This window comes from Olivibacter sp. SA151, from assembly GCF_054130995.1.
The window spans coordinates 5,281,351-5,294,195 of sequence record NZ_CP096391.1 but is presented as its reverse complement, the minus strand read 5'-3'; the positions used below and the strand labels follow the sequence as shown (position 1 = coordinate 5,294,195).

Genomic DNA, 12,845 nt, shown 5'->3' with positions numbered 1-12,845 from the left:
AAATGCTATGAAGATATTAATATTTGGTATCAATTATTACCCTGAGCTTACCGGTATTGGAAAATATACCGGTGAAATGGGTGCTTGGTTAGCTGCTCAGGGGCATGAGGTTGCTGTAGTAACGGCACCTCCCTATTATCCGGAATGGGATATCCATCCAGCCTACAAAGGAAAAAAATGGTTCAAAGAGATTATTGATGGTGTAACCGTTTACCGAGTACCTTTATATGTGCCAAAAGAGGTTACCTCAAAGAAACGCATTCTGCATGAATTTTCCTTTTTAGGTGCAGTTTTGCCAAAATGGTTTGGTTTACTGTTAAAGAAAAAGTATGATGTGGTTATCAATATTAACCCACCATTTCATTTGGGCTTCTTTGCGTTATTGTATGCGAAAATAAAGAAAGCACGCTTATTGACACATATTCAGGATCTGCAAATCGATGCTGCAAAAGATCTTGGTATGATCCGTAATAAGCGCTTATTGGATTGGATGTTTAAATCTGAACGTTATCTTCTTAATAGCAGTCATGCGGTATCCTCCATTAGCTTAGGCATGCAGCGAAAGATCCTTGCTAAAGGCGTCCCCAAAGAAAAATTTATTATGTTTCCCAATTGGGTAGACGAAACGGCCATCAAACCGTTGTCGATATACGAGTCGTTGCGTAAGGAATGGAATATTCCAATGGATGATAAGGTCATTCTTTACGCCGGAAATTTAGGAGAAAAGCAGGGGCTGGAGGCTATTATTGAGGCCGCGGAAGCATTTAAACAAAACCGTTTTATTCGCTTCTTGATCGTCGGATCAGGTGGTAATAAGGAAAATTTGCAAAAGGCGGTAAGCGAAAAGGGTTTGAACAATGTGTTCTTTTATCCGCTGCAACCGTACGAAAAATTAAGCGCTTTATTGGCTACAGCTGACATTCACTTAGTATTACAGAAAAAATCGGCCGCCGATTTGGTTATGCCGAGCAAGTTAACAGGTATATTTTCTGCAGGTGGTTGCGCTTTGGTAACCGCCATGCCTAACACCTCCCTGTATGACATCGTGAACCAAGGTAGGTTGGGCGTGTTGGTAGAACCCGAATCGACCCAAGCACTCGTAGACGGTTTGAATAGGATGTTGAGTGAAGATTTAGCAAGTTATCGTAACGCTGCTCGAGAGTATGCGATGCAACATCTTTCGAAGGAAAGGATTATGCGAAACTTTGAGGATAGTTTATTGGAAATGATCGGTGTAAAAGAAAGGACTAAAAAATGGCATTACGCTTAATTTTTCTATTGATTGTTTGTGTGGGATGTATTGGGTTGGTGGCTGCACAAGATTCCGTAAGGCGCTGGCAAGATTCATTAAAGTTTTCAGTAGGTACGGTCGGTACAGCCGCCTCAGAGGACTTTTTACCATTTTGGTTAGTAGCTAATCGATATGGAACTATGAAGGATCGGAAGAATGATGTTTCGACTAATATATATATATATAATGAGCACGCGATAGGAAAGAGTGATTTACAGCTCAGTTATACTATAGACTTGTTTAATAATAATCACTTCAATGATTTTACTTTGGTGGAGGCGAATGTAAAGGTCAATTATAAAGGTTGGCAATTGCGAGGAGGGCGGTATCGGGAGGTAATCGGCGAAGTAGATCCAACACTTTCCTCAGGTTCTTTGGGCTTGAGTGCGAATGCACTGCCTATTCCTAAAATCGGTATTGCAGTAACTGATTACAAAAATATTCCTTTTACGAATGGCTGGCTGCAGTTTAAAGGACTGTTTAGTCATGGTTGGATGGGAAAAGACCGATATTATGAATCCTACTTACACGAAAAAGCCTTTTTTCTAAGAGCTGGGAAAGGGAAATTGAAATTGTTTGGTGGAGCGGTTCATTTTGGTGAATGGGGAGGAAAAAGAGGCAATTTCTCTTTAGATAGAAGTTGGACAGGCTTTTGGGATGTACTAATGGTAAAGGAGGCAAATGATGGTTCTACACCGTCTTGGAGCAATCGGCGTCCCAATCGAGCTGGAGACCAAAGGGGAACACTAGAGTTTGGTGCGGATCTCGAGACAAATTATGGTGATTGGCATTTTTATAACCAGATGTTCTTTGAAAGTGGGACCGGTATCGATATACGGAATATCGATCGTTTAGCAGGATTAAGTCTAACCTTCAAAGATCAACAAAAGAAGATAAAAAAGGTGCTGGCTGAATTTATTTATACCAAACAAATGGAAAATTATGGAAAGGAATGGCAGAGCTATTATAATAATGGCATTTACAAAACTGGTTGGGAATACCGGGGAATGATAATAGGAACGCCGATCTTTCTTAACCGAGTACGCGGAAGTCGTTTCCTTCCAATCCAGCCCTATAATTGGCAACAAAATGAAGGTGTTGAAGGTAAGATCAACGGTAACTCCAATATTGTTAGCAACCGTATAGTAGGCCTGCATATTGGGGCGGAATACCAACCATTTGACCGCTTTTATTTTAAAACACTCCTTACTTACAATGTGCACTTTATGGATCGTTCGGCAATAAAAAAAATGGTGAATAATCGGTATAGGCAATTCTATTCATTACAAAGTGTTCGTTATCTTTTGAATAATAAGTGGCAATTAACGGGTGAAGTGGCTTGGGATACTGGTCAGTTTTATCGCAACTTCGGTGTGGGCTTGGGAATTAAATATACTATTTTTTAACAGCATGTATCAAACATAATATGATAGAAAAGAATAAAAACATCTTTATGAAAAGAATTTTAACGTGGATTGTTTTGATTTCAATGGCGATTTCATTTTTAGCTTGCAGAAGTAATAAAACGATACCTTATTTTAAGAATATCCCAAAAACTGAGTATAATAAAATCGAACAGGCTGCGTACAGTGAGCTTAAAATAAAAGAAGATGACATTTTGGACATTACGATTCAAACAGTCGACGTTAATGCCGCATCTCAGGTAAATGAAGCCGCAACTAACAATAGTGTGGCTGCGGGTAGCGGGCAGCAACGCGTTACCGGCTTTGTAGTGGATAAGGAAGGCGAAGTAGAGTTGCCTGTAATTGGTAGAGTGAAGTTAGCGGGCTTAACGAGTTATGAAGCACGTAACGTTATTCGAAAAAAAGCGAACGAGTATTTTGTAGATCCAACTGTGCAGGTTCGCTTCGTGAATTTCAAAGTAACAGTTATTGGTGAAGTTAATCGGCCGTCGAGTTACACTATGCCTTCCGAACGAGTTAATATTTTAGATGCTATTGGTATGGCTGGTGATTTAACTATTTACGGTAGGCGGGAAAATGTGTTATTGATACGTGAAACAGACAGCGGAAAAGAGCTGGTACAATTTAACTTGAACGATTCTCAATTATTTAAATCTCCTTATTACTATTTAAAGCAGAATGACATTATATACGTCGAACCAAGTAAAGGTAAAATTGCTTCCGCTGAGTCGTCGCGATTCAGTGTAGTGGCTATTATCGCCTCCTTATTATCTACTGCTGCACTAATTATTACACGTCTTTAATTTGAACATGAACATGAGTACTATTGACGATTCTACTCCCGCTATTAAACGCAAACATTTCAGTTATCAGGAATATCTATTACGTCTGATTCGTTTGTGGCCTATTTTTCTGTTCAGTTTTATTCTTTGCGTAGCGGGTGCCTATGTTTATATTCGTTATCGTACGACCCCTATGTATCATGTGGGAGCCAAAATTCTGATAGAAGATGGACCACAGGCGACAACTTCTGCCGCTGGTCTTGATCTCCAAAGTATGCTGGGTACTACTAGCGGCGTGGACAATCAAGCAGAGATATTAAAAATCCGTTCGTTAATGGAGGCATTAGTACGCGATTTTAAATTAAATATTCTTTGGTATAAAGAGGAGCCGTTACGTGAAATTGAAGTGTTCGATGGCCCTTATAAACTCATTTTTAATGGCGTTACTGATACAATAAACCGAAGCTTGGTATTGAACATGCGCATGCAGGACACAAGTAACTTTAGTCTATCTTATGAAAACAACGGCGAAGAAATTATTTTACAAAAAATTCCCTTCAACAGTCCCTTTGAGTTACCTGGCTATGGTTCCTTTACTATGGAGAAAAATATTCAGACCAAGACATTCTCAAGAGATGAATATAAAGTTAAAGTTTTAGCTTTTGATGACGCGGTATCTTCTTTACGTTCAACGATTACAACTAATATAAGCAACAAACTTACTACTATTATTGACTTGCAAATGGATTGTGGACTGAGGTCAAAAGGTGAATACATCTTAAATAAATATATCGATCAGTACATTAAGCAAAGTATTCAGAATAAAAGTAGAATTGCTGATAGCACCATCGCGTTTATCGATCAGCGCATTCTTCTGGTGAGTGCTGAGCTAAATGGTATTGAACAAAAAATACAGCAATTTATGCAGGGAAATGGCTTAGCTAATATATCTGCTCAGTCGCAACTTATGCTGGAAAGTAATAAAGAGTACACAACTCAAATTCAAGATCTGGAGATTCGGATGGAAATGATGGATGCCGTTGACTCCATGTTAAACATTCCGGGAGGTAAGAGCTTAATTTCAGGCGCCGTATTGAACAATGGCATTACGGACCAGGCTTTTAATACATTAATCTCTACTTACAATGGCCTTATTTTGGAAAGGGAACGTCTATTAATGGGATACCGTCCGAATAATCCGATTATTAAGAATGCAGACCAACGTATTGTTTCTATTAAAGAGAATATTTTTGACTATATCAAAAACACCCGTAGGTCCCTCGAAGTAAATAAGCAAGAGATTGCACGAAATTTTGGCTTACTAAGGGGCAACATAAGACAAGTTCCAGTGCAGGAACGCGCGTTTTTAGATCTTTCAAGGCAGCAGCAATTAAAGCAAGAATTATATCTCTTTTTGCTGCAAAAAAGAGAGGAAACAGCCTTAGCAAATACTTCAAGTATTGGTGGAATTACCATATTAGATAAACCAAAGGCAAATAAGCAGCCATTTAGCCCTAAACCTTCTGTTATCTATTTAGGAAGTATTATTATCGCTTTACTTATTCCAACCGGTAAGATCTTCTTGGAGGATAGTTTGAATACAAAAATTCGTAGTCGTAAGGATGTAGAAGAACGTTCCTCGGCTCCGGTTATCGCCGAACTTAGCCATAATGCGTCAGGGATTGACTTGCTGCAATTCGGTTCCTCACGATCGATATTGGCAGAGCAATTTCGTGGTTTGCGTACTAATATTCAATTCTTATTAGGCGAGGAAGAAAACAAAGTGGTCTTGTTGTCTTCTGGAATGCCTGGAGAAGGAAAGTCATTTATCTCATTAAACATTGCCAATGTTTTTGCACATTCGGAAAAGAAAGTTCTTTTATTAGAGTTTGATTTGCGTAAACCTAAACTTTCGAAGACTTATCAAGCACAACCTGGCCAACAGGGTATATCTAATTTTATTGTGAATAAAGATTTGACGATTGCTGAGATTATCAGACCGGTGGATGAAAATGGAATGATTTATTTTGCGCCTTGCGGCCCGATTCCGCCTAATCCATCTGAATTGATCATGAAAGCACGTACGAGAGATCTTTTTAAAGTGGCAAGAGAACAGTTCGATATTATTATTATTGACGCACCCCCAGTTGGAGCAGTGACCGATGCACAGTTATTAAATAATTACGCAGATCTGTTCTTGTATGTAACTAGAGCCAATTATACACCGTACAATTTGTTATCTCTGCCGGAAGATATGAAGCGAGAAAGAAAGCTAGGATCATATGCCATTATCTTAAACGATGTACGTAAAAAGGGACATGGTTATAGTTATTATGGTTATGCTTATGGACATTACGGGCAAGAGGAACAAAAAAAATGGTGGAATAAGAACCGATAACAAAGGAAGCTAATATATAATCAATGAACATTTCAAAAATCTGCTGCATAGGTGCTGGTTACGTTGGCGGCCCTACCATGGCGGTAATCGCTAAGCAATGTCCGGATATTCAGGTTACAGTAGTGGATCTGAATGAATCACGTATTAATAAATGGAACGATCCTAATGTGGAAAATATACCGGTATATGAACCGGGATTAAGCGGAATAGTAGCGGAAGCTCGTGGTCGGAATCTTTTTTTTACAACGGAGGTTGATCGTGCTATTGAAGAGGCCGAGATGATTTTTATTTCGGTAAACACACCAACTAAAACCTATGGAGCAGGTAAGGGGCAGGCCGCAGATTTAAAATGGATCGAGCTTTGTGCCCGACAAATTGCTCGCGTAAGTACAAGTGATAAGATCGTGGTGGAGAAATCAACGTTACCCGTTCGCACGGCCAGTACTTTGAAAGATATCCTAAAACACACCGGGAATAACGTCAAATTTCGGATACTCTCTAATCCGGAATTTTTAGCAGAGGGCACTGCTGTTGAGGACTTATTAGCACCTGATCGCGTGCTGATTGGTGGTGATCAAGATGAAGAAGGGAAACAAGCTATAGAAGCACTTGTGAACATATATGCGCGATGGGTACCTAAAGAGCGCATTCTAACGACAAATGTATGGTCTTCTGAACTGTCGAAGCTTACTGCCAATGCTTTTTTGGCTCAACGTGTATCATCTATTAATGCTTTATCTGAACTGTGCGAGTTTACGGAAGCCAATGTTGGGGAGGTTGCACGCGCTATTGGAACGGATAGTAGAATTGGTTCAAAATTTTTAAAAGCCTCCGTAGGGTTTGGAGGCTCCTGCTTTCAAAAAGATATTCTCAATTTGGTATATATAGCCAGAAGCTATGGTTTAAAGGAAGTTGCCGATTATTGGGAGCAGGTGATTATTATGAATGACCACCAAAAGAGACGTTTTGCTAATAAGATTATCAAGACGCTCTATAATACAGTGAACGGAAAAAAGATCGCTTTTTTAGGTTGGGCCTTCAAGAAAGACACAAACGATACACGCGAGTCGGCCGCTATCTACGTCGCAGATCATTTACTTTATGAGCAAGCAAAGATTGCCGTGTATGATCCGAAGGTTTCTGCCGATCAAATGTATGCCGATTTAGATTATCTAAATACCAGAACTTTAGAAGAAAACCAGTTGCTTGTCGATGTAGTACAAGATCCTTATGAAGCCTGTCGAAATGCACATGCAGTAGCTATACTGACAGAATGGGATGAATTCAAGGATTATGATTGGCAAAAAATTTATGATGCAATGCTTAAGCCTGCGCATATATTCGATGGACGAAATATCTTGAATAAAGAACAACTAGAAAGTATTGGGTTTAAAGTGAGTGCTATTGGGCGTTAATATCTTTTGTTCATTGTCAGCCATTTAGTATAAAGTAGAAAGATGAATAATAAGCTCGGTTTTAGGTATGATATCAACGCTTTGCGTGCGATAGCAGTATTGGCGGTTTTGTTATTCCATTTTAAGGTGCCTAATTTTGATGGTGGCTTTATTGGAGTAGACGTTTTTTTTGTTATTTCCGGTTACTTAATGACGGGAATTATCTTAAAGGGGCTTGAACGCTCGAACTTTTCACTTGTGGATTTCTATAATCGAAGGGCTAAACGCATTATCCCGGAGCTTTTGTTGATGGTTTTGGTAATCGTATTTCTAACGTTCTTTTTTTATCTGCCCGTCGATTATTATCTTGTTGCCAGAAATGCGAGCGCAAGCTTATTGTTTTTTTCGAATGTTTTATATGCAAAGGGAAGTTACTTTGACGCTTCTTCTGATACAAATGTCTTTCTTCATACGTGGTCGTTATCAGTAGAATGGCAGTTCTATTTACTATTACCACTCCTTTTGCTGAGTCTAAACCGTTTCTTTAGAAATGATCGAAAGAGATTTTTGATCCTATTTCTAATAGCTATTCTTGTATTTTGGCTATTTACTCTCTGGTGTACTAAAAATTACCCCACTTATTCCTTTTATCTACTCCCTAGTAGGGCTTGGGAAATGCTTGTAGGAGGCGTTGCTTTTTTGTCAGAAGGGCGTTTGAAAATCAGAGGAAGTAAAGCGGTAGCGATATCGGGTTATCTGATCATTTGTGCCAGTGTAATTTTTTTCAATGATCGTATACCTTGGCCAGGGATGTTAACGTTCATTCCTGTTTTAGCTACCTTTTTGGTCATCATAGCTGACGTAAACGTTTTTTCGGTGCTACACAATCGTTTCGTACAGTTGACCGGTAAATTGTCTTATTCTCTATATCTTTGGCATTGGCCAGTACTTGTGGTTGCCAATTATCTAGGGATTCAAGCTGGCCTGACATCTTCGCTGATGTTTTTGGGATTATCCACCGTCTTATCCTTTCTTTCCTTTAATTTCGTTGAGCGCTTACGCATTCAGAAGTCAACGAGAGTCTATTTGTTAGCAGGACTCGTCGCGATGGTTACGACCAGTTTTACGAAGATTGACGTAAATCGCATACGTTTTAAAGAGGGTGCGCTGCGTATCTCTCGCTATAAGGAAAATCATAAAGAAGAAGCTATTCAACAGTTTAATAAAAAAGCGTGTTTTATCAGTTCCGAAAACGAAGTAAACGTTAATTTCGATAAAATAAGTTGCCTGACGCTAGATCCAAAAAAAAGGAATATTTTGCTAATAGGGGATAGCCACGCAGCCCATCTTTCTCAATCATTAAGGGAAGGTCTCGCTTCGAAGAACATTCACTTATTACAGGCAAGTGTTAGTGGATGTTTACCTATGCTTAATCCGGAGGGAGAAAGCCGTTGCGAGTCAATCATTCACTATGTATATGACGATTTCATACCTAAGCATGCGGAAGATATTGATGGTGTTGTTATTAGTGCCAATTGGTGTAGTGAACCAGTTAGGGATGTCATTCAAGACCTCACAGTTACAATGAATCGTTTAAACGCAGCCGATATCCCAACTCTTGTTATAGGACAAAACGAAATTTATACCATTCCTTATACCTCGATTGCTGCACGTGAATTTGAGTACGGTGTTTCTTTAAGCGATCAGTACGTAGACGAAAAGGCGGCGGTAATGAACGATAGTCTAAAATTGGTATTTAAAGAGGATTATGTGGATATTTACCAACTTAACTCATTTTCTAAATTATCGGATCTTGAAGAGCCTTACATGATGGACCAAAATCATTTTACTAAGTATGGCGCCGATTGCGTTTCTAAAAACATCTTGAAAGATAAAGAATTTGAAGAATTTTTGGACGAAGCCTTAGAAATGGATAAAGATTCAACTTCTAATCAAGAAGATGTCTTTACCTTGGTGAAATGATTCACTTTAGTCATTAAACGCAAAAGGACAATCAAGTGATAAAAAGCGAACTATAGATACCGTTTATCTAAATGTCTTGGTAGTGTATTATGTTTAAGAAATAGACGTTACGGGGTACATTACAGTGTTTTTTTCTCAAAATTTCTCAAAATTTCTCAAAATCTTGCGATTTTGCGATATAATGTTTAGTTTAACAGTGAATTTGTTTACTCGCTTTCTAGCGTCAGACGACTTTTAAACGTGTTATGTGGCTTAATTTAAACGTGTTTGGCCTCGAATATAGCGTTGATAATCGGCCTGTACAGGGCCAGTAAACATTTCAGGAGGATAGTATCCTTCGCTCCCTAACTTAATCTTTTATTTTAAATTCATCAACCATGCAACAGGTTGCAACCTTCGCAAGCGAAGCAAAATGTCCTAGGTGTGGCGCGGTTACAGATTACCGTATATCTCGCAACAGATTTGTGAAGATATTTCTGCCTTTTTACAAGAGAAAATTTTGGTGCCCTAAATGTTCTAATCACTTTTATACACTAAAATAATCGAGCACAAAGGTCGATTTGACAATACCTACATGCACCGGACTGTGCATATTTTTTCATTTATTTCTTAAAAGGCGTGTATTAATCAACGCTTCTGCACAATTATCGCCAACAGACAAGATCTGCTGAGGTTGTGGTTGGTTTTTTGTGCGAATTAAACGCTCTCCCCCGTTAAAGGCTATCCTATTAAACAGGGTGTAGCGACAATTATAGATATAAATAATTTTTATGAAAAGCTATCGCTATTTTGTATGGTTGCTGAACATATTGTTCGTAGCCTTACTGATCAACAGTTGCGACAAGGGAAATGGTGACATGGACCCTGTCGTTGATCTTGACAGCGGCTTGGTTTATTATTTTCCGTTTAGCGGAAACAGTATAGATCAAGTCAGTAATGAAACTTATGACATCAAAGAGGCTACTTTTGGTGCCGATCGTTTTAACGTACCCAATAAGGCGCTTAAAATGGTAAATAATGGTTTGTATGGACAAGGCATGAATATAGGAGCAGGATTGGGTGAAGCTGAAGGAAGTTTAGCCTTTTGGATCAATCTGGATGATCTTGAAAAGCTTCATCCGCTCTTTATAAAAGCTTATTTCCATAACTTCAGTGCTCGGGAATATAATATGTACATAAACCCCGATAGTACGATGACGCTCTATTGGACAAACGAAGACATTTGGCCGACGACGCCGAAGGTTATCAAGTGCCAACAATGGCAGCATATCGTTGTCCGTTGGTCGAAGAACAAGTCAGTACTTGAAGTGCTAGTTGATGGCAATGTTGTTTTAACAAATAACTACCAGAGCGATCGGATTCTCGACCCTCAGGAACCACCTCAAAAAATGGGTTATAGTTATAATTATGAGGGGTCGCACACAGGTTCATCTAACTATTTTCGTGGAAGAATTGACGAAATAAGAAGATATAACCGTTGGCTTAGGGATGCAGAAGTGGATGCATTGATTGATCACAATCAAACATAAAAAGCGTATTATGTAGGGATAGTCTTGAAAGGTTCTGCTTCAAAAGTAGAACCTTTTTTACTATATATATCTAGCCAAGTATGTGAATAAGTTATCGCCGGTGCGACTTTCCAAGCGAGCGATCTATTATAATCGCCGGATGCGATTCATAATATTCTCCCGATGTTCCAGCATATCTTTCTCGTCTTTTTGAAGATATCGGAGCTGCTGTGCGCGATCTGTTTTGTCAGCACTATCTTCTTCCTCTTTTTGTGGAAGATTTCCTATACTACGTACTTGATCGAGGTGTTGAAACAGATTGCTAAGTGCTCGATGAACGTTGCGAAGATATTTCTCGTTAATTGAATCGAGGTGTGAATTGGTTAATTCCCCTACGTCCTGAAAGGAAAGTTTCGTGATTTTATTGTTTGTAATTTGAGCAGAAAAATCTTGCGAACTTGGAAAATCCCAATGTAAATCGTGAACAGTAGTTGTTGTAATTTCCATAGTAAATGCGTTTAAAATCAATACTATCCATAATAGTACAATAGCCGTACCAAAGTACCTTTAGCGGGTATCAAATTAGGAACATATTGACGAGGGATTAATTATGCTAGTGTAATTTACAAAAGTTTTATTTAATAAGGTAAAACCCAGCTTTTCTTCGCATTTTGCATCAGCTATAGTGAAGAAATAAGTAAATGTAAAAATATGATGCTAAAAAAACCAAAAGCAGTGTTATTCGATTTAGACGGAACTTTAATAGATTCAGAGTGGTTTTACTATAAAGCTTGGAAAGCGGTGTTAGCCACTTACGGCTTTATACTGGAAAGTGAATTATGGCTTACATCGCTTGCCGGTAAAACAGATGTTCAGGCAATTGATGTACTACAAAAACAATATAATTTCCAACCGGATGTTAATGAGTTCTTGTCAAAAGTAAAATCGAAAGTAGCACAGCAGTATGATGAAGAATTAGTACCATTGATGCCTGGGGCAAAAGAGCTGATTAGTTATCTGCATAAAGAAGAAATCGTGATCGCTCTTGTTACTTCCAGCAAGCGGGAAGTTGCTATTTACTATTTGGAAGCCCATGATTTGATGAAATATTTTAGGTGCTTAGTGACGCGTACGGAAGTTAAGAATACCAAGCCACATCCCGAGCCGTACCTTATGTGTGTAGAGCAATTAGGGGTAGACAAGCAGGATTGTCTGGTACTGGAGGATTCTGTAACGGGAACAACCGCGGCAAAGGCCGCCGGGTTGATGTGCTGGGGTATACAGACACATGAGTCGATTCGCCAATCTTTACTAGTTGATCGTATGTTTGATAATCTTCACCAGGTATTGGAAGAGTTTTTAGCAGTTAGTTAGTAGTTAGCGGTTAGTTAATAGTTGTTAGTTATTGGTTTTCGGTTGTTAGCTTGGGAACTAAAGCCGAATTGCTACTATCTTTTTCTGATTCCTATTTTATTTTATATTTTTACAGAAAGGGGCTTCTCAGTATACTCCTTTATTATCTAACCAATTATAAACATCGAAATGCATATCGGAGGTGGTCAATGCAATCTAGGTGACAATGCCGTTTTCGAACGGACGTATAAGACCTACTATGCCGCACTTCGCTTCTTTGCAACAAAATATGTGGGGGATGACGAAAGTGAAGATATTATCGAATCGGGATGAAGCCGTGAGTACTTATAGGCTCTCAGCAGGATTATTTGGATTGGAAATGCATTCCCCAATTATGTGTATCGGAAACGGTATACCCGCTTTGGTTGGTAGGTTTGAAGAACAAACCTCTAAAGGAATCATGTGGAAGGATATTGGCTTGGATGAATGGTATTTCGATGTAGATAAACCGGAGGATGTGAAGCGGATTTTACCGGCAGTTTTAGCACTTGCCAAAAATCCGGAGGAAGCCAAGCAAAAGGCTTTAGACGCGAAAGTAAGAGTGGATACACTCTTTGCAGCGAGTATGGCAAGACTGGCTAATGAACTAGAACAGCGGTAGTATAAAGTCCCTCGGGAAAACAGGAGACTAATTAATAAATGCACAAATTGA

The 12,845-nt window shown here is 39.0% G+C and carries 11 protein-coding genes; 10 read left to right on the top strand and 1 reads right to left on the bottom strand.

Going from position 1 to position 12,845, the window contains the following annotated elements; genetic code table 11:
* Nucleotides 1-7 precede the first annotated feature (7 nt).
* From M1D52_RS21570 to M1D52_RS21540, 7 genes are all read left to right on the top strand, one after another.
* A complete protein-coding gene (locus tag M1D52_RS21570; protein WP_437393507.1) occupies nucleotides 8-1,270 on the top strand; it encodes a WcaI family glycosyltransferase in 1,263 nt (420 codons plus the stop codon).
* Nucleotides 1,255-2,697, top strand: a complete 1,443-nt coding sequence (locus M1D52_RS21565; protein ID WP_437393506.1) for a capsule assembly Wzi family protein — start codon at nucleotides 1,255-1,257, stop codon at nucleotides 2,695-2,697. The genes M1D52_RS21570 and M1D52_RS21565 overlap by 16 nt, the downstream gene beginning before the upstream one ends.
* Before the next feature lie 47 nt (nucleotides 2,698-2,744).
* Entirely contained in the window at nucleotides 2,745-3,518 is a 774-nt protein-coding gene (locus M1D52_RS21560) for a polysaccharide biosynthesis/export family protein (RefSeq protein ID WP_437366109.1), read from the top strand.
* A gap of 13 nt (nucleotides 3,519-3,531) precedes the next feature.
* Nucleotides 3,532-5,895 carry a GumC family protein gene (locus M1D52_RS21555; protein ID WP_437393505.1) on the top strand — a complete coding sequence of 788 codons (2,364 nt, stop codon included), beginning with the start codon at nucleotides 3,532-3,534 and terminating at the stop codon, nucleotides 5,893-5,895.
* A 23-nt stretch (nucleotides 5,896-5,918) separates the two neighbouring features.
* Nucleotides 5,919-7,310, top strand: a complete 1,392-nt coding sequence (locus M1D52_RS21550) for a nucleotide sugar dehydrogenase (protein ID WP_437366105.1) — start codon at nucleotides 5,919-5,921, stop codon at nucleotides 7,308-7,310.
* 42 nt (nucleotides 7,311-7,352) lie between these two features.
* Nucleotides 7,353-9,272 carry an acyltransferase family protein gene (locus M1D52_RS21545; RefSeq protein ID WP_437366103.1) on the top strand — a complete coding sequence of 640 codons (1,920 nt, stop codon included), beginning with the start codon at nucleotides 7,353-7,355 and terminating at the stop codon, nucleotides 9,270-9,272.
* A 770-nt stretch (nucleotides 9,273-10,042) separates the two neighbouring features.
* A complete protein-coding gene (locus M1D52_RS21540) occupies nucleotides 10,043-10,801 on the top strand; it encodes a LamG-like jellyroll fold domain-containing protein (protein WP_437393504.1) in 759 nt (252 codons plus the stop codon).
* Nucleotides 10,802-10,927: 126 nt separating this feature from the next.
* On the opposite strand, the gene M1D52_RS21535 is transcribed toward M1D52_RS21540, so the two are convergent.
* Nucleotides 10,928-11,287, bottom strand: coding sequence for a hypothetical protein (locus tag M1D52_RS21535; protein WP_437365321.1), 360 nt, complete (start codon nucleotides 11,285-11,287; stop codon nucleotides 10,928-10,930).
* Nucleotides 11,288-11,491: 204 nt separating this feature from the next.
* Here M1D52_RS21535 and M1D52_RS21530 point away from each other — a divergent pair, with 204 nt between their 5' ends.
* From M1D52_RS21530 to M1D52_RS21520, 3 genes are all read left to right on the top strand, one after another.
* Nucleotides 11,492-12,154, top strand: coding sequence for an HAD family hydrolase (locus tag M1D52_RS21530; RefSeq protein ID WP_437393503.1), 663 nt, complete (start codon nucleotides 11,492-11,494; stop codon nucleotides 12,152-12,154).
* A 168-nt stretch (nucleotides 12,155-12,322) separates the two neighbouring features.
* Complete coding sequence (locus M1D52_RS21525; RefSeq protein ID WP_437393502.1) at nucleotides 12,323-12,466, top strand: RNA polymerase sigma factor; 144 nt, start codon at nucleotides 12,323-12,325, stop codon at nucleotides 12,464-12,466.
* The gene (locus M1D52_RS21520) at nucleotides 12,432-12,794 is read left to right on the top strand and encodes a hypothetical protein (protein WP_437393501.1); all 363 of its coding nucleotides are present in this window, start codon (nucleotides 12,432-12,434) and stop codon (nucleotides 12,792-12,794) included. The genes M1D52_RS21525 and M1D52_RS21520 overlap by 35 nt, the downstream gene beginning before the upstream one ends.
* The last annotated feature ends 51 nt before the right edge of the window (nucleotides 12,795-12,845 follow it).